Here is a 17,537-nt window from a genome sequence, read left to right on the forward strand (position 1 = left end):
CGGTCACCGCAGCACGCTGCGGCTCCCTCCTCCGCCTTGCGAGACACCACCTGACCGATCCTCGCCACGGCAAGATCCGCAGGACAGGGCCTAGCCGTAGAGGGACTCGACCTGCTTGGCGAAGTCGCGCATCACGACGGCGCGCTTGACCTTGAGGGTCGGGGTGAGGTGTCCGCTCTCCTCGCTGATGTCGACGTCGAGCACGGTGAACTTCTTGATCTGCTCGGCTTTGGAGACGAACTTGTTGGCGTTGTCCACGGCCTTCTGCACCTCGGCGACGATGGCCGGGTCGGAGCTGAGGGTGGCGAGGTCCGCGTCCGTCCTGCCGTTGGCGGCCTTCCACTGCTCCAGGGCCTCGGCGTCGAGCGTGATGAGCGCCGCGACGAACGGCCTGTCGTCGCCGACCACCATCGCCTGGCTGATCAGCGGGTGGGCGCGGATGTGGTCCTCCATCGGGGCCGGGGCGACGTTCTTGCCCGCGGCGGTGACGATGATCTCCTTCTGGCGGCCGGTGATGCGCAGGTAGCCGTCCCCGTCCAGCTCACCGATGTCGCCGGTGTGGAACCAGCCGTCCTTGTCGATCGCCATGGCGGTGGCCTCGTCGTTGTTCCAGTAGCCCTCGAAGACATGGCGGCCCTTGACGAGCACCTCGCCGTGCTCGCCGATGCCGATGGTGACGCCGGGGAACGGCTTGCCGACGGTGCCGATCTTGTTGGCCCCCGGCAGGTTGACCGAGGAAGGCGCCGAGGTCTCGGTGAGGCCCCAGCCCTCGAGCACCTCGATGCCCACGCCGCGGAAGAAGTGGCCGAGCCGCTCGCCCAGGGCGGAGCCGCCGGACACGGCCGCGGTCAGCCTGCCGCCGGTCGCGGCGCGCAGCTTGCCGTAGACGAGCCTGTCGAACAGGGCGTGCTTGAGCCTCAGGCCCAGCCCCGCGCCGCCGGTGGACTCCGCCCTGCTCCAGGCGACGGCGGTATCCGCCGCGGCGTGGAAGATCTTCCCCTTGCCGTCGGCGGTGGCCTTCTGCTCGGCGGCGTTGTAGACCTTCTCGAACACGCGGGGCACGCCCAGCAGGAACGTGGGCTTGAAAGCCTGCAGGTCGGGGCCGACGTTCTTCATGTTGGGGGTGTGCGCGAGGACCGTGCCCGTCTCGATCAGCACGATCTCGATGATGCGGGCGAAGACGTGCGCGAGCGGCAGGAAGAGCAGCGCCGCCCTGTCGTCCACGGTGAAGAGGCGCTCCAGCGGGCCGTGCGCGACGTTCCTGGCGGTGAACAGCAGGTTGTCATGGGTCAGCCGGCAGCCCTTGGGCCTGCCGGTGGTGCCCGAGGTGTAGACGATGGTGGCCAGGTCGGCGATGCCGCGGCTGGACCTGCGCTCGGCGAGCGTGTCGTCGCCGACCTCGGCGCCGAGCGCGGTCAGCTCGTCCAGGGCGCCACCCTCGATGCGCCAGACGTCCTTGAGGCCGGGCAGCTCCGAGATGCCCTCGCGGACCGTCTCCTCGTTCGAGTCCAGCTCGACGAAGACGGCCTTCGCGCCGCTGTCGGAGATGATCCAGGAGGCCTGGTCGGCCGAGGAGGACTCGTAGATCGGCACGCTGACCGCGCCGGCGGCCCAGATCGCGTAGTCGATCACGGTCCACTCGTAGCGGGTGCGCGACATCAGCGCCACCCGGTCGCCGGGTTCGACGCCGGCCGAGATCAGGCCCTTGGCCACTCCCGCGACCTGGTCGCGGAACTCGCGGGCGGTGACGGCGGCCCAGTCGTCGCCGACCTTGCGGCGCAGGGCGACGGCGCCCGGCTCCTCTTCGGCACGCCGGAACACCGTGTCGGTCAGGTTGGCGGAGGCGGGGACATCCACCAGCACGGGGACGCTGTACTCACGCACGGATCACTCCTGGAGACGCACGGATCGATGGGCTGCCTGGAAGCTATCGCGATAAGTTACGCATGAGTAAATTCGTCACCCAGGCGTTATGAAAGGCGATTTCACCGTACCAACTGCTCTCGCCTGGAGTCATTGGCCGCGCCGCCGTGTGAGGTTTGTTACTTATGACGGTATTTGTGGGTGGTTAGGATGTCCGGCATGCGGGTTCATGTCGTCAGCGACGTACACGGGAGAGCCGACGCGCTGGCCCGCGCGGGGGACGGCGCCGACGCCCTGATCTGCCTGGGGGACCTGATCCTGTTCGTCGACTACGACGACCACTCCCAGGGCATCTTCGCCGAGCTCTTCGGGGCGGAGCGGGCGACGGAGTTCATCGCGTTGCGGACGGCCAAGCGGTTCGAGGAGGCGCGGGCGATGTCCTCGGCGCTCTGGGCGTCGCTGGAGGGCGGCCCGCGCGAGCACATCGAGCGCTCCGTCAGGCGGCAGTACGGTGAGATCTTCGCCGCGATGCCGACCCCCGCCTACCTCACCTACGGCAACGTGGACCTGCCGCACTACTGGCCCGATTACGTGCGCGAGGGCCACCGGGTGCTCGACGGCGAGACCGTGGAGATCGGCGGCCTGCGCTTCGGCTTCGTCGGGGGCGGGCTGCGCACCCCGTACCGGACCCCGTACGAGATCGACGAGGAGGAGTTCGCCCGCAAGGTGGAGGCCGTCGGCGAGGTCGACGTGCTCTGCTGCCACATTCCGCCGGCGATCCCCGAGCTGCTCTACGACGTGGTGGCCCGGCGGTTCGAGCGGGGCAGCGAGGCCACTCTGGAGGCGATCCGGCGGACCCAGCCGCGCTACGCCCTCTTCGGTCACGTGCACCAGCCCCTCGCCGCCCGCACCCGGGTCGGCAGGACAGAGTGCCTCAACGTGGGGCACTTCAGGAACAGGGGTGTTCCCTTCGCGTTGGAGTGGTAGCCACCACCGGCCCCGCCGGGCGTACGCGGACGATCGTGAAGCAGTACGGTTGGCCCATGGCTGATCGCACCACCTCCAGCATCACGATCGGCGCGGACCGGTCGACCATCATGGCGGTCATCGCCGACTTCCCCTCCTACCCCCAGTGGGCGGGCCAGGTGAGGTCCGCGCGGATCCTCTCCACCGGGGAGGACGGCCGCCCGGCCACGGTCAGGTTCGTCCTCGACGCGGGTGTGATCAGCGACGAGTACACCCTCCGCTACACCTGGAACGGCGACGAGTCCGTCGACTGGAGCATCGCCGAGGCGGGGAAGATGCTCTCCGGGCTCACCGGGAGCTACCGTCTCACCGACGCGGGCGGCGGCACCGAGGTGACGTACGAACTCGCCGTCGACCTCAAGGTGCCGATGATCGGCATGATCAAGCGGAAGGCGGAGAAGGTCATCGTCGACACCGCCCTGAAGGGGCTGAAGAAGCGCGTCGAGACCCGATGAGGTCGCGGAACCGTCCCTCGGGAGGATGACGTGAGCCGGGTTCTGCTCTTCACCGGCAAGGGCGGCGTCGGCAAGACGACCGCCGCCGCGGCCACCGCCACCCTCGCCGCCCGGTCCGGCCTCAAGACCCTGGTGGTCTCCACGGACACCGCCCACTCGCTGGCCGACGCCCTCGGCGTGCCCGTGGGGGAGGAACCCACCGAGATCGCCCCCGGCCTCTCCCTGCATCAGGTCGACACCCAACGGGCGCTGGAGCGCCAGTGGGGCGAGCTGCGCGACTATGCCAGGGGCGTCTTCGCCGAGCTCGGCCTCGACGAGGTGACCGCCGAGGAGATCACGGTGCTGCCCGGCGCCGAGGAGGTCATCGCGCTGCTGGAGCTGCGCGAGCAGGCGCGCAGCGGGCTGTGGGACGTCATCGTCATCGACTGCGCCCCGACCGCCGAGACGCTCAGGCTGCTGGCCCTGCCCGAGGCCCTCGACTGGCACGTGAACCGGCTGCTGCCCGTAGGCAGGCGGCTGCTGCGCACCCTCTCCCCGCTGATCCGCCGCCTGGCGCAGGTCAGCGTGCCGGAAGACCACGTGGTGGGCGCGGGGGAGCGGCTCCACCGGGGGCTGCTGGAGGTGCGCGAGCTGCTCACCGGGCCCGGCGCGAGTGTCCGGCTGGTGCTCACCCCGGAGGCCGTCGTGCTGGCCGAGGCCCGCCGCACGCTCACCTCCCTCAGCCTGTACGGCTACCGCGTCGACGCGGTGATCGCCAACCGGGTCTTCCCCTCGGAGGGCGCCGACGAGTGGCGGCAGCGGTGGGTGCGGGCCCAGGCCCTGCACCTGGCCGAGGTCGAGGAGTCCTTCGCGCCGCTGCCCGTGCACACCGTGCCCTACCTCGAGGCCGAGCCCGTCGGCCTCGACGCCCTCGCCGGTGTCGCCGAGGCCATGTACCGCGGGAGCGACCCCTTCGCCCCACCCTCCGTCGACCCGCCGCTGCGGATCACCGCCGAGGGCGAGCTGATCCTGGCCCTGCCGCTCGCGGACAAGAACGAGGTGGATCTGGCGCGCAAGGGCGACGAACTGATCGTCAACGCCGGTTCCTACCGCCGGGTCCTGGCCCTGCCCGCCGCGCTGGCTCGCAGGTCGGTGCGGGAAGCCGCGCTCCGAGATGGATTTCTCCGGGTACGGTTCGAAGCGGGAGGGCCTGATGACCGATAACACGAATGACGCAGAGAAGACCCCGAAGCCGCGTGCGCCCAGAAAGCCGCGTAAGGCCGCCGACGTTGTGACCCCGGAGGTCGCCGATACCGGAGGCGCCGAGAAGGCCTCGAAGCCGCGTGCGCCCAGAAAGCCGCGTAAGGCCGCTGACGTCGTGACGCCGGAGGTCGCCGCCGAGGCCGTCGACACCGGAGGCGCCGGGAAGACTTCGAAGCCGCGTGCGCCCAGAAGGCCGCGTAAGGCCGCTGACGTCGTGACGCCGGAGGTCGCCGCCGAGGCCGTCGACACCGGAGGCGCCGAGAAGGTCCAGAGGAGCCGCCGCGCGAAGCCTGCCGGGGGAGCCGCGAAGTCCGGGCGTACCGAATCGGCCGAGCCTGTCAAGCCGGCTGAGGCGAGGACCGAGTCCGTCGAGCGGATCGAGGTCGTGGCCGAGGCTTCGGATTCCGGGCGGCCCCCGACCTCGGAGCAGGCCGAGCGCGACGCGCGCGCCGAGTGGTTCGAGCGCGCCGATCGGGCCCGGCGCGAGGAGCGGACCGGCTGGACCCCGTGGGGCCGCCCCGGCGAGCGCGAGGAGCCGGGCGGGAACGAGGAGCGCGGGCGAGACGAGCGCGCCGGGCGAGACGAGCGGGTGCGCGAGGAGCGGGCCGAAGCAGGTAGGGACCCGCTGGGCACCGCCGCCGAGGAGGCGTTCAAACTCTTCGACACGCTGCAGCAGAAGGCGGCCAGGGAACTGGGCAAGAATCTGATCAAGGGCACGATGACCGGTTTCGGCAGCGCGTTCTCCGGTGGCGGTCGAGGAAGAGAGCGGGACGTGTGGGAGGAGGCGGTCTCCGAGCCCGAGGAGTACATCTGCCGGGCCTGCCCCGTCTGCCGCGCGATGGCCGCGCAGCGTGAGTCGGGAGCCGCCGTCACCGACCACCTCATGCAGGCCGGCACCGAGTTGTTCGCCGCCTTCAAGTCGGCGGTCGAGGGGCTCGGCAAACCCGCGCCCGGCCAGCGGACACGGGAGCGCGAGGACACCCCCGTGGAGCACATCGACCTGGGGTGAGCCCAGGGGGAGAGGAAGAAACGGACAATGGCGCTGACCATCGGCGTGGACATCGGCGGTACGAAGGTCGCGGCGGGAGTCGTCGACGAGGACGGCCAGATCGTCGCGCACCTGCTGCGGCCCACCCCGGCCGAGAACCCCGAGCAGGTCGCCCACACCATCGGTGACGCGATCCTGGAGCTCGCCAGGGGCCGCGAGATCGAGGCCGTCGGTCTCGGCGCCGCCGGGTTCGTGGACGAGACCCGGTCCATCGTCCGGTTCGCCCCCAACCTCGCCTGGCGCGAGGAGCCCCTGCGGAAGAAGGTCTCCGACCTGGTCGGCCTGCCCGTCGTGGTGGAGAACGACGCCAACGCGATGGCGTGGGGTGAGGCCAGGTTCGGCGCCGGCCGAGGGGAGAGCCACCTGGTGTGCGTGACCGTCGGCACCGGCATCGGCGGCGGCATCGTGCTCGACGGCTCCCTCTACCGGGGGCGCTGGGGCATGGGCGCCGAGTTCGGCCACATGCAGGCGGTCCCCCAGGGGCGTCAGTGCGGGTGCGGCAACCTCGGCTGCTGGGAGCAGTACGCCAGCGGCAGTGCCCTGGTCCACGAGGCCAGGAAGATCGCCGAGGCCGAGCCGGACAGGGCCGTCACGCTCTTGAAGATCGCCGGCGGTACGCCGGAGCAGATCGAGGGCCACGAGGTCACCGAGGCCGCCAGGCAGGGCGACCCGGCCGCGCTGGCCGCGTTCTCCTCGATGGCCCGCTGGATCGGCCGGGGGCTGGCCGACCTCGTCGCCGTCCTCGACCCCGGCTGCTTCGTGCTCGGCGGCGGTGTCTCGCGCGCCGCGGATCTGTGGATCGACGAGACCCGCGAGTTCTTCGCCACGCACCTGAGTGGCCGGGGGCACCGCCCGCTGGCCGACATCCGGCCGGCCGAGTTGGGTGCCTCTGCGGGCCTGGTGGGGGCCGCGGATCTCGCCCGCAGGCGCTGACCGGGGTCCTCCTCGAAAAGACGCGCTGAGGAAGGCCCCGCCGGGCCGCCCTCAGCGCGTCCGGCAGGAGCACCGCTCGGCCCTGCCCGGTTTCGGGCCGCGCCTGCCGTAGACCTCCGCCGGAGAGCTTGGGCGGTCGGCACGCACCGCCGCCCGCCGACGGCCCGTATACCGATTAGGGATGGATGGCTGGTATGTCCGGCGGTGCGCGGTTACCCTCGCGTCACGCGTCGCGAAGTGAGGCAGCCGTGGTGCTCAGGATCGCCAGCTACAACGTGCGTTCGATGAGGGACGACATCCCGGCGCTGAAGCGGGTGGTCGCCGCGCTCCGCGCGGACGTGCTCTGCGTGCAGGAGGCGCCCCGGTTCCTCTGCTGGCGCCGCAGGCGCAGACGGCTGGCGGCCTTCGGCGGACTGTCCGTGGCGGCCGGCCGCCGCAGGGGCGGTGTCGCCGTGCTGACCGGTCCCGGCGTGCGGCTGCTGCACGGGGAGGGGCACCTGCTGGAGCCCTTCTTCCCCCTGGAGCGGCGGGCCATCGCGATCGCCGTGGTGGAGGCGGAGGAGCGGCGGGTCGCCGTCGGCTCCATCCACCTGGACCTCGACGAGACGGCCAGGCGCCGGCACGCGGGCGAGGCGGTGAGGCTCCTGGGAGAGGTGGCCGGCCGGTTCGGCGCGTTGCCGGTGCTGGCCGGAGACATCAACGAGCAGTCCGGGCAGCCGAGCTGGCAGCACCTCGCCGAGCGGCTGACCGACTGCTACCCGGTCTCACCGCGCGGTGACGGCTTCACCTTCCCGGCCAGGGGGCCGCACAAGCGGATTGACGCGATCTTCGCGATGGCCGGCCTCTCCGTGCTCTCCTGCGGGGGTGTCGAGGCCGATCCGGCAGACCTGGTGGCCGCCACCGACCACCTGCCGGTGGTCGCTGAACTGGATCATCGGCACCCCGGACCTCACCCCTGAAGAGCCGGCTTTCCCGGGGAGCTGAGAAAACCGGTGGGATCAGGGTTTTCGTGACGAACGGTAGGGCGTCTTTCCGGATCGCGCCCGTCAACTGGAGAGACCGGGACACGGGGAGGGGACGAGCCCCGTACCATTTGAAACATGACCCGTCGCCTTCCGCGGCGTGCGCTGGCTCTCTGCGCGGGAGGCCTCATCCTGCTGTCCTCGCACACCTTTCCAGCACATGCCGATCCCGTCAGCCCGCCCGTGGCCGAGGCCTGGCAGGCTCCGGCCAGCGCGGGCCTGAGCAGTGACGGATCACTCTCCGACGTGGTGGGCGTCTCGGCCACGAGTGTGTGGGCGGTGGGCCAGCAGAGCGTCTGGGACGTCTGGCAGAGCCGTGGCGCGATCACCCACTGGAACGGTTCCTCCTGGAAAGAGGTCGGCATCCGCAACGACCCGACGGGCGCGGGGCCCCTGCGTTCCGTCGCGGCCGCCTCGGCGTCGGAGCTGTGGGCCGTCGGTGAGGGACATGACGGTCTTCCCTACCTGGCGAAGGGAGACGGGGCGGCCTTCGACAGGGTCGTCGTCGACAAGCTGCACGCGGGTGACTGGCTGGGCGGGGTGGCGGCCGTCCCCGGCAGGGTGGTCGCCGTCGGCCGCCGTGACAAGCAGCCCCTGCTCGTGACCGGCACCGGTTCGAAGTGGAAGCTCACCCAGCTTTCCGGCAGGGGCATGTTGTACGGCGTGGCGCTGTCGGGCAAGAGCGACGGGTGGGCGGTGGGCGACGCCGCGGGCAGGCCGTTGATCATGAGGCAGTCCGGCGGGCGCTGGAAGCCTTTCAAGACCCCCGAGATTCCCGGCGGCTACCTGCGTGACGTCCACCTCGACGGGCCGAAGCGGGCACTCGCCGTGGGTGGCCTCTACCGGGGGGCCGGCGAGACCGTCCCGTTGATTCTGTCGTGGAACGGCAAGAAGTGGTCCCGGGTGTCCCTGCCCGCCGGTGACATCCGCCTGTACGGGGTGACCGGTGACCGCAAGGGCCACTTCTGGATCTCCGGGGTCGATCTGGACCGGCCCGGCGAGGCGTTCCTGCTCCGCTACGACGGGCACAAGGTCAAGGCGTTGCGCGGTCCCGAGAGCACCGACTCCCGGACGGTGAGGCTCCAGGCCGTGACCTGTCTGCCGGGCACCGGCACCGTGTGGTCGGTCGGCCACGTGGTCGACGCCTCCGGCAAGTACACGGACGTGATCGAGCGCTTCGGCACCCCGGTGCGCGCCAAGCCGTAGGGCCGGGCCCCGCTCAGATGACCGCGCCGTCGTCCCAGCCGGAGTCGTTGGGCGGGCCGTCGCCCATGCGGACCACCAGCGCCACGAAACCGCCGATGAACGCGGCGACCGCGGTGAACAGCATCCAGCCCTGCAGGTTCCAGCTGAGCGCGGCGCTGAGCAGCAGGTAGGCGGGCCCGCCGAACAGGGCCAACCATGCGATCTTGGTGGTGGCGTCGGTCTTGGGCAGCGGGGGTGGTGGCGGAGGCACGTAGTGCTCCTCCTCCTCGCCGTCACTCCGTTCGCTGTCGGAGTCGTCGTCGGCCGGGTCGTCCTCACGCAGGAGGTCTTCCTCGTCCGACTGCTTGATCACCCGTCGCGGAGGTTCGGCCGGAAGGTTCTCGCTGTCCGGCCAGGGCTGATGTGCCGAGTCATGCTCGGCGGGGTCGTTGAAGGACGCGACGATCTGACGCCAGACCTCGTCCTCGTCACTTTGAGGTGTCACTTAGCTGGGCCCATTGTTCATCGGCCGATCACTTTCTCCCGGAGACCGCGCATCCTCCGCTCGGGATCAGTCTCTCTGCAAGGGTACAGACGCGTTCGTCTTGATGAACTCCAGGCTCCCCGCAAAGATCTGATCCGCATCGTTGTCAAGAGTCGCGACGTGGTAGCTGTTGGCGAGCTCCACCACATTCAGATTCCCCCCGGTCAGCCTCTCACGCAGAATACGCACACTCGCCGGTTTCACAACATGATCCTGTGGACTATGGAAAACCAGTACGGGCTGGGTGATCTTGCTCAGCTCCGACTGCGTCAGTGACCAGAGCCGGGGGAGGGTGGCCGCGGCCTTGACCGGTGTGCGCGGGTAGCCGAGCTCGGTCGCCCCCTCCTTCTTGATGTCCCCCGCCACGCCGGGCACCGACGCGATCACGAACCTGAGCAGGGGGGCCAGCCTGAGCAGCGGCACGTCGTTGGCCACCGACGGGTTGACGATCACCAGCCCCCTGATCCGGTCGCCGTGCACCTCGGCCAGCCGCAGCGCCATGCAGCCGCCGAGCGACAGGCCCATGACGAAGACCTCGGCGCAGTTGCCACGCAGGTCCGCCAGGGACTTGTCCAGCTCGGCGTACCAGTCCTCCCAGCGGGTGTGGCTCATCTCCTGCCAGGTGGTGCCGTGGCCGGGCAGTCGTGGCAGCGACACGGTGATGCCCGCCGCCGCCAGGTACTCGCCCCACGGACGCAGGGACTGTGGCGATCCGGTGAATCCATGACAGAGCAGGACGCCGATCTGTCCTCCCACATGGTGGTACGCCTCCGCACCGGGCATGACTGGCATCGCGGCTCCTTGTAAGGTTCGCCCGATCGTCGCACGACTGGGGCGTGTTTTGCGAGAGGTCGATTTGGGTGGTTCGGTGGTGTAGGTGACCGAGGCCGGAAGTGGGAGGATAACTCCAGGTCCTCGCCTGTCAACTGAAGGAGCATGGAGTGTTCTACTGGGTGGTGAAGGCGATCCTCGGACCCCTACTCCACGTGACTTTCCGCCCGTGGGTGGAGGGCGTGGACAACGTGCCGAGGCAGGGGCCGGTGATCCTGGCCGGAAACCACCTGTCGTTCGCCGACCATTTCTTCGGTGCGCTCTTCCTGCGGCGCAAGGTGATCTCTCTCGGCAAGTCCGACTACTTCACCGGCCGCGGCCTCAAGGGCATGCTGAGCAGAGCCTTCTTCAGTGGTGTCGGCACCGTCCCGATCGACCGCTCAGGGGGCAAGGCCAGCGAGGCGGCGCTCCGCACCGGCAGGCGCATCCTTGACGAGGGCCATGTGCTCGCCATCTACCCCGAGGGCACCCGCTCCCACGACGGCCGTCTCTACAAGGGCAAGACCGGGGTGGCCCGCCTGGCGCTGGAGTCGCGCGTGCCGGTCATCCCGTGGGCGATGGTCAACACCTTCGAGATGATGCCTCCCGGCCGCATCCTGCCCAAGCTGGGCATCCGTCCCGGTGTGAAGTTCGGCAAGCCACTGGACTTCACCCGCTACTACGGGATGGAGGAGGACCGCCTCGTGCTGCGCGCCGTCACCGACGAGATCATGTACGCGCTGATGGAGCTCTCCGGCCAGGAGTACGTCGACAGGTACGCCGCGAGTGCCAAGGCCGAGGCCGCCCGCGCCGCCAAGGAGGCCATCGTTCAGGCGCGCGAGCGCACCTGAACGTCCCGGGCGGCCGGCCAGGCGGAGATCAGCGGGTCGACTCGCGGACGATCAGCTCGGGCTGGAACATGACCTGCTGGTGGGCGTGGGACTCCGGGTTGTCGCACTCGTCGAGCAGCAGTTCGGTGGCCACCCTGCCGAGCCGGTGGGTCGGCTGCCGGATCGAGCTGAGCGAGACCGCCGACGCCGAGGCGAAGTCGATGTCGTCGTAACCGATGAGCAGGATGTCCTGGGGGACCCGCACGCCCGCGTGGAGCAGCCCCCGCAGCATGCCGAGGGCCAGCAGATCGTTCGCGCAGAACACGGCGTCCGGCAGCCGCCCCTCGGCGACGAGCTTTTCCGCGGCCTGCTGCCCGGATTTGGCGTTCATCGCGTTCATCGCGACCTCCTCCAGCGTCTGCCCGGGGTCGCGACCCGTCGCGGCCAGCGCCCGCTCGGCGCCGGTCAGGCGGTCGGAGCACTGGCGGATGGTGAGGGGGCCGGTGACGTAGGCGATCCGGTCGGCCCCGGCGGCCAGCAGGTGGGAGACCGCGAGGAAGCCGCCGGTGATGTCGTTGACCGCCACCGAGCACTGGTCGGCGCGCTCGGCGGGGTGATCCACCAGGACCACGTTGATGCCGCGCTCCCTGAGCTGGTCGAGCTTGGCCAGGTTCCCCCCGGCGGGGGTGATGAGCACCCCGCGGACCCGCTGCTCGGCGAAGACCAGCAGGTTGCGCTCCTCCTTGAGCCTGTCGCCCGAGGAGTTGCCCAGGATCACCGCGTACCCGCGCTCGCTGGCCACCTCCTCGACCCCGGCGGCCACATCCGTGAAGAAGGGGTTGCCGATGTCGATGACCGAGAGGCCGACGGTGCGGCTGTGCCCGGCCCGCAGACTGGAGGCGGAGCCGTGCCGGACGAACCCCAGCTCACGAATGGCCTCCTCGACCCGGGAGCGGGTGGACTCGGCGACCTTCTCCGGGCGGTTGAGCACGTTGGAGACCGTTCCCGGGGAGACTCCGGCCCGCGCGGCCACTTCCTTGATGCTCACCGAACTCATGTGCACTGATTAAAACGTAATAACGGGGCAAGTGCCAGTGAAGTCACCATCTACGGCCTACCTCCGGCTTTTAAATAAAACGTTTTGCTCCATATCGGGCGGTCAGCCTGTCAGCAGTTTCCTGGCGATCCTGAGCTGCTCGGCGATCTGGTCGGACTCGCCCCCCTCGTGGCCGTTGAAGGCCCACACCCGGATGTCCTTGTCGCCAGCGTAGTGGTTGTAGGCGGCGAAGACCGTGGAGGCGGGGGTGATGCCGTCGCGCAGGCCGACGGAGAAGAGCGCGGGCGTGGTGTTGCGGGCGGCGAAGTTCATGCCGTCGAAGTGGTCGAGGGTGGCGAAGACCTGGTCGACCCGGTGGCGGTTGGACTTGAGGAAGCGGCCGAGTTCGGCGTAGGGGTCCTCGTCGGTGATCTCGGCGGCGCGGCGGATGTGCGACATGAACGGCACGTCGATGAAGGCGAACAGCAGGCCGGGTACCAGCGCGCTCACCGCCATCGCGAGGCCGCCGCCCTGGCTGCCGCCGGAGACGACGATGCGCGAGGCGTCCACCAGCGGGTGCGCGCGGGCGGCCTCGACCGCCCTGACCCCGTCGGTGTAGAGGCGCCGGAAGTAGTAGTCGTCGGGGTCGGACACGCCCTGGGTGAGCTTGCCGCTGCTCTGCGCCCCGGTGCCTCCCACCGGGTCGGGTGTGTCACCGGGCCGCCAGCCGCCGCCCTGCCCGCGGGAGTCCATGACGAGGACCGCCCATCCGGCCGCGGGCCAGGTGAGCCAGTCGTGCGGCAGCCCCCGGCCGCCGTTGTAGCCGATGTACTGCACCACACACGGCAGCGGCTCCTCGGCCGCGGCGGGCAGCAGCAGCCAGCCCTTGATCTCCTGACCGCCGAAGCCCGCGTAGCCGACGTCGAAACAGCGGACCAGGGCCAGGTCCGTCTCCACCTCGGTGAAGACGGCGTTCAGGTCGTGCTCGCGGGTCTCGGCAAGCGTCCTCGCCCAGAAGGCGTCGAACCCGCCGGGTTCCCGGCGCTCGGGCCGGTACTGCCTGAGCCGGTCGAGGGGCATGTCGACGAACAAGAGACCTCCCGGGGGCGGAACGCGCTCCGACGCGCTCTGGGCGCCGGCCGATCACTACCGTAGGCCGTCGCGCTGACCGGGAGTAGTGCGCGGTTCCGGCCCGGCCGCCGAGGTCCCGCCGGCGAGGTGACGGCGGGACCTCACCCGGTCAGGTCAGGTGGGCGCGGATCTGGCGGATGTGCTCCGGCGTGGTGCGGCAGCAGCCGCCGACGAAGGCGGAACCCGCCGCGTTCCACCCGGCCGCCGCCTCGCCGAACTCCACCGGGTCGGCCAGCCCGAGCCAGCGGTGGTTCGCCGAGTCCCAGACCTCGCCGGAGTTGGGGTAGACCATGGTGGGCTTGCCCTTGATCTGGGAGATCAGGTTGAGCACGTGGCGCGGTGCCGTGCAGTTGACGCCGATCGCGATCACCTGGGGGTTGCCGGCGAACAGGCGGGCCGCGGTCCGCAGCGGGGTGCCGTCGTTGATGTGCTCGCCGTCGCGGCAGGAGAAGCTCACCCACGCCCGCATCCCCGGCGTCTCGGCCAGCAGCCGCCGGAGCGCCCTCGCCTCGGGGTAGGAGGGGATGGTCTCGCAGGCCAGCAGGTCGGCCTCGCTGTCGGCCAGGATGTGCCAGCGGTCGCGGTGCCAGTCGGTCAGGCCGTCCTCGTCGAGGTCGTACTTCCCGGTGTACTCGGCGCCGTTGGCCAGGTAGGCGCCGTACGGCCCGACGCTGGCGGCCACGGTGCCGGAGCCGTGGGTGTCCCTGGCCTGGGCGGCGAGGTGCACGGAGAGCAGGATCAGATCCTCGGCCTCGGCGGCGCTCAGTCCCCGCCGCAGGAACGCCGGTATGCTCGCCTGATAACTCGCCGTTATCGCCACCTCGGCACCGGCGGTGAAGTAGTCGAGATGCGCCTGCCGGATCACGGAGGGGTTCTCCAGCAGGAGCTTCGCCGACCAGAGGTCGTCTCGCAGGTCCGCGCCCAGCTCCTCCAAATGGGTGGCCAGGCCGCCGTCCAGAATCACCATTCCGCTACTTTATGTGGAGCCGCGAGGCCGGGGAGCCCGCTGTCCCGTACCGGCCCCGCCGGGCCGTGCCCGTAATGCCGGGAGTCGCGGCCCCGGGTGTCCCGCGCCGGAGAACGCCACGGGCGGCGGAACCCGGCGGACACCTGCTCCGGGCCCGGTCGTCCGGTGGTCCGACCGGGCCCGGAGGAGATCATCGCTTCCAGAACGGGCGGCGCCCGCCGGTGTCCACCAGGGCCTCCAGCACCTCCACGGCCCGCTGCCACAGGGCGTCCACGTCCCCGCCGGCCCGCAGCTCCTCGGCCAGGGCCGCCAGCTGCGGGTGGCCGCCGAGGTAGACCACCAGGGCCGCGAGGCGGCTTCCCAGGTCCTCCAGCACGCGCAGCCGTTCGGCGGCGGGCAGCGACGCGGCGGCGCGCAGCCGCTTCAGCTCCTCGGCGAGCAGTTCCCTCGGCGGCTGCTGCGGGCTGCCCTGCGGCTCGGGGGCCGGCACCGGGCGGGGCAGCATCCGGGCGCGGTCGTCAAAGCCACCGGCCGCCGCCTCCTGCGGCAGGCCGCCGCCGATCGCGCTCGCCGCGAACTTCGGCACGGCACCGGGAGCGGCCATCCCGGGCGGCCCCATGGGCCGCCCCATGGGCGGCCTGGGAGCCGCGCTCGGGGTGGCCATCGAGGTCAGCATCATCGGCGCCGCCGCGACGACGGGGCTCTCCCAGCCGCTAGGCAGCTCCACCGGCTGGATCACCCGGTGCCCGGGACCGCCCTCGGCGACCACCTGCGTGTCGACCGCGACGAAGGCGGTGAACCGGCAGAGCACCCCGTACCTGAGCGAGGTCTCCACGATCTCGGCCTCCAGCGACCGGTCGCCGATCGCGTAGCGGTCCTCCAGGGTCCGCAGCCGCTCCCGCGCCCAGATCGCCCGTAGCGCCGGGTTGTCCACCGTCGCCGAGGCGACCCGCCGCTCCCACGGCAGGCCCGCGGCGTCCAGGCCCCGTACGGTCAGCGCCCCGGTGGCGGCGCCACGGTAGCGGCCGAGGACGGTGAACGGGACGCCGGGGTAGATCGAGCCGACGTGGCCGACCGTCTCGGTGATCAGGTCGAGCCCGTCGGAGTGCAGGGCCAGGTCGGTGACCAGCGGGGCGCCGATCCTGCGATGGATGTGCTCCATCGCCTCGTCAAGCCGGTCCTCGGACTCGACCAGCTCGCACCGGCCCCCGCCCAGCCCGGCGAGCCTGCCCAGGAACCCGGCGTTGACCGCCCTGTCGATGCCGACCGTGTGCACCCGCACACCGGCCAGCCGGGATCCGGTCCGCTTCAGGATCTGGTCCTCGTTGCCCACCTGCCCGTCGGTGACCAGCACCAGCACCCGGTCCCTGGCGGAGTCGGCGAGCAGCGCGGCGGCCTGCTCAAGCGGGGCCAGCATCTCGGTGCCGCCGCGCGCCTCCAGCCTGGCCAGATGCTCCACGGCCCGGTAGCGGTTGCGGTCGGACGCCGCACAGAGCCCCTCGCCGAGCCCGTCCGGCTGCTCCACGACGGTGTCGAAGGAGAGCACCGCGAACCGGTCGCGTGAGGTGAGCGTGTCGACGATGCGGGCGGCGGCGCGCCGGGCGGCCACCATCTTCCAGCCGGTCATGCTGCCCGAGCGGTCGAGCACCAGCACCACGTCCTTGGCCCTGGCTCCGGCGGGTGCCGCCTCGGGGACGACGGTCAGCGTGAACGTGCCCTCGCCGTTCTCGTCGTCGGGGGCCAGCGCCAGGGAGGTGGAGGCATCTGCGGCCAGACGCAGGATGAAGTCGCGGTCCAGCCGCTCGCCCGGCTGGAGGCGGATCGTGCCGCCCTCCTGGAGAGTCACGTGCAGGCTGGAGCGGATCTCGCGCAACTCCAGCCCCGCCGGGTCGACGGAGACGGCCAGCGAGAGCCGTACCGGGTTGGGGAAGCCGGGCAGCAGCACCGGCGGGGTGATCCGGGAGGCGTCGGGGACCGCGTCGGTGTCCGGGGTCCACCCGTCGCCCGCCCGCTCGCCGTCCAGCGGGGTGCCGGGGATGTAGCGGGGGGCGACGACCAGCGGGAAGCGGAAGGTGGCCGCGCCGTCCTCGTACGGGAGCGGCTGGTTCAGCGTGAGATGGACGGTGACCCGCTCGCCGGGCACGATGTTGCCGACCCTGATGGTGAAGACGTCGGGGCGGTCCTCCTCGGCGATCGCGGCCCGCTTGCCCTGGGCGATCGCCTGGTCGTAGTCGGCCCTGGCCTGGCCGCGCTCCTTGAGCACGCCCTCGATGACCCGTCCGTCGGCCTCCATCCTGAAGGCGGTCACGGCGGCGCGGTCGGGCAGCGGGAAGACGTACGTCGCCTCCAGTGCCACGTCGTGCGGGTTGTGGAAGCCCTGGACCAGCTCGATGTCGGCCAGCAGGCCGGTCACGGCGGCGGTCACGTCCACGCTCTCCAGCGGCAGGTTGCCGCGCTCGGTGGTGAGCGTCCCCAGCCCGGCGTCCGGGACGGGCGAGCACTCCTCCGGTGACAGTGTTGCGATCGAGGTAATCATGGTTGCGTTCCTTCCGGAGGTGTGAGGCCGCGTTCGCGCAGGAGCGACAGGAGCTCCTGTGACGCGGCGGCGATCTCGGCGAGGTCGTCGGGTGAGGGGGGGCGTCCGCCGCCGCCGTCGAGCAGCAGCGTCACGCCGTCCGTCAGGCGTACGCCGTGCACGATCACGGCGGGATGGGGGGCCACTGCGGGTACGCCCGCCCGGGGCGTGGGCCGGTGGGACGGGGCCGAGCCGTGCGCGGCCTGATCGGGTGAGGCCTGGCCGGAGGGTGCCGGGTGGGACGCGGCCTGGCCGGGGGGAAGCGTGGCCCCGCCGGACGAGGCCGGAAGGGGCGGGGTGCTGGAGGGGGCAGGTTTCGGTGGTGGCGCGGGTTTCTGCGGTGGTGTGAGGCCGGTCTCCGCCGGGGCCGAGGACGGCTCGGCCCAGAAGCGCGGGCGTGCCGTCCTGGGGGAGACCGTCTCGATGGCGTGCTCCGGCGACCGCTCGGGGATGCGGGCGATCGACTCCAGGGTCTGGTCGGTGGCTCCGGTCAGCTCGGCCTGGATCTCGGCGATGGTCCGGCCGTCGGCCTGGCGCCGCTTGACCGCGATGAGCTGGAGCAGGTGGCGCCTGCCGTACAGGGCCACCCGGCCGCGTCGGGCCAAGGGGGGATCGAGCAGGCCGATCGTGGCGTACCACCGGATGAGCCGCTCGTTGGGCACGTCCCTGACCCGCCCGTTGAGCTGGGCGGTGGGGGCCAGCGCCGCGGACGCCCGCTCAGCCAGTTCACCGATGGTCCATTCCATATGTCGATAATGACACTGTCATCATGACACTGTCAATCTAAGAGGCTGGATAGGGATGCGGATAGATGGGTACGGACATTCCGTAGCAAACGGGAAACCGAGCTCGAAACAGGGGGAAAATTCC

At 71.0% G+C, this 17,537-nt stretch carries 16 protein-coding genes; 8 read left to right on the plus strand and 8 right to left on the minus strand.

From position 1 onward, the window contains the following. Positions 1 to 90: 90 nt before the first annotated feature. Positions 91 to 1,884 carry an AMP-dependent synthetase/ligase gene (locus ABT061_RS30165; RefSeq protein WP_350924298.1) on the minus strand — a complete coding sequence of 598 codons (1,794 nt, stop codon included), beginning with the start codon at positions 1,882 to 1,884 and terminating at the stop codon, positions 91 to 93. 198 nt (positions 1,885 to 2,082) lie between these two features. Here ABT061_RS30165 and ABT061_RS30170 point away from each other — a divergent pair, with 198 nt between their 5' ends. From ABT061_RS30170 to ABT061_RS30200, 7 genes are all read left to right on the plus strand, one after another. Then, complete coding sequence (locus tag ABT061_RS30170) at positions 2,083 to 2,850, plus strand: metallophosphoesterase family protein (RefSeq protein ID WP_350924300.1); 768 nt, start codon at positions 2,083 to 2,085, stop codon at positions 2,848 to 2,850. Between the two features lie 56 nt (positions 2,851 to 2,906). Further along, the gene (locus ABT061_RS30175; RefSeq protein ID WP_350924302.1) at positions 2,907 to 3,344 is read left to right on the plus strand and encodes an SRPBCC family protein; all 438 of its coding nucleotides are present in this window, start codon (positions 2,907 to 2,909) and stop codon (positions 3,342 to 3,344) included. A 30-nt stretch (positions 3,345 to 3,374) separates the two neighbouring features. After that, positions 3,375 to 4,547: an ArsA family ATPase gene (locus tag ABT061_RS30180; RefSeq protein ID WP_350924304.1), complete on the plus strand. Its 1,173-nt coding sequence runs from the start codon at positions 3,375 to 3,377 to the stop codon at positions 4,545 to 4,547. After that, positions 4,537 to 5,595: a hypothetical protein gene (locus ABT061_RS30185; RefSeq protein ID WP_350924306.1), complete on the plus strand. Its 1,059-nt coding sequence runs from the start codon at positions 4,537 to 4,539 to the stop codon at positions 5,593 to 5,595. The genes ABT061_RS30180 and ABT061_RS30185 overlap by 11 nt, the downstream gene beginning before the upstream one ends. A 27-nt stretch (positions 5,596 to 5,622) precedes the next feature. After that, positions 5,623 to 6,567 carry an ROK family glucokinase gene (locus ABT061_RS30190; protein WP_350924308.1) on the plus strand — a complete coding sequence of 315 codons (945 nt, stop codon included), beginning with the start codon at positions 5,623 to 5,625 and terminating at the stop codon, positions 6,565 to 6,567. Positions 6,568 to 6,815: 248 nt separating this feature from the next. Continuing rightward, positions 6,816 to 7,526 (plus strand): endonuclease/exonuclease/phosphatase family protein, encoded by a 711-nt coding sequence (locus ABT061_RS30195; protein WP_350924310.1) that lies wholly within the window; start codon positions 6,816 to 6,818, stop codon positions 7,524 to 7,526. 141 nt (positions 7,527 to 7,667) lie between these two features. Next, positions 7,668 to 8,795, plus strand: coding sequence for a hypothetical protein (locus ABT061_RS30200; protein WP_350924312.1), 1,128 nt, complete (start codon positions 7,668 to 7,670; stop codon positions 8,793 to 8,795). 13 nt (positions 8,796 to 8,808) lie between these two features. Here the strand turns inward: ABT061_RS30200 and ABT061_RS30205 are convergent, their stop codons facing one another. Both ABT061_RS30205 and ABT061_RS30210 read right to left on the minus strand, forming a co-directional pair. Beyond that, positions 8,809 to 9,279 (minus strand): hypothetical protein, encoded by a 471-nt coding sequence (locus ABT061_RS30205; protein WP_350924314.1) that lies wholly within the window; start codon positions 9,277 to 9,279, stop codon positions 8,809 to 8,811. Positions 9,280 to 9,345: 66 nt separating this feature from the next. Continuing rightward, a complete protein-coding gene (locus ABT061_RS30210; RefSeq protein ID WP_350924316.1) occupies positions 9,346 to 10,110 on the minus strand; it encodes an alpha/beta hydrolase in 765 nt (254 codons plus the stop codon). Positions 10,111 to 10,259: 149 nt separating this feature from the next. Here ABT061_RS30210 and ABT061_RS30215 point away from each other — a divergent pair, with 149 nt between their 5' ends. Continuing rightward, positions 10,260 to 10,979, plus strand: a complete 720-nt coding sequence (locus tag ABT061_RS30215; protein WP_350924318.1) for a lysophospholipid acyltransferase family protein — start codon at positions 10,260 to 10,262, stop codon at positions 10,977 to 10,979. Positions 10,980 to 11,007: 28 nt separating this feature from the next. Here ABT061_RS30215 and ABT061_RS30220 read toward each other — a convergent pair whose 3' ends face one another. The 5 genes from ABT061_RS30220 to ABT061_RS30240 form a co-directional block, all read right to left on the minus strand. Next, positions 11,008 to 12,015 (minus strand): LacI family DNA-binding transcriptional regulator, encoded by a 1,008-nt coding sequence (locus ABT061_RS30220; protein ID WP_350924320.1) that lies wholly within the window; start codon positions 12,013 to 12,015, stop codon positions 11,008 to 11,010. A gap of 102 nt (positions 12,016 to 12,117) precedes the next feature. Beyond that, positions 12,118 to 13,086, minus strand: coding sequence for an acetylxylan esterase (locus ABT061_RS30225; protein WP_350924322.1), 969 nt, complete (start codon positions 13,084 to 13,086; stop codon positions 12,118 to 12,120). A gap of 148 nt (positions 13,087 to 13,234) precedes the next feature. Next, positions 13,235 to 14,092: a homocysteine S-methyltransferase gene (gene mmuM / locus ABT061_RS30230; protein WP_350924324.1), complete on the minus strand. Its 858-nt coding sequence runs from the start codon at positions 14,090 to 14,092 to the stop codon at positions 13,235 to 13,237. A gap of 190 nt (positions 14,093 to 14,282) precedes the next feature. Beyond that, entirely contained in the window at positions 14,283 to 16,628 is a 2,346-nt protein-coding gene (locus ABT061_RS30235; RefSeq protein WP_350924326.1) for a VIT domain-containing protein, read from the minus strand. Beyond that, positions 16,625 to 17,413, minus strand: a complete 789-nt coding sequence (locus tag ABT061_RS30240) for a MerR family transcriptional regulator (RefSeq protein WP_350924328.1) — start codon at positions 17,411 to 17,413, stop codon at positions 16,625 to 16,627. The genes ABT061_RS30235 and ABT061_RS30240 overlap by 4 nt, the downstream gene beginning before the upstream one ends. Between the last annotated feature and the right edge of the window lie 124 nt (positions 17,414 to 17,537).

Source organism: Streptosporangium sp. NPDC002544 (assembly GCF_040295965.1).
Classification (GTDB): Bacteria; Actinomycetota; Actinomycetes; order Streptosporangiales; family Streptosporangiaceae; genus Streptosporangium.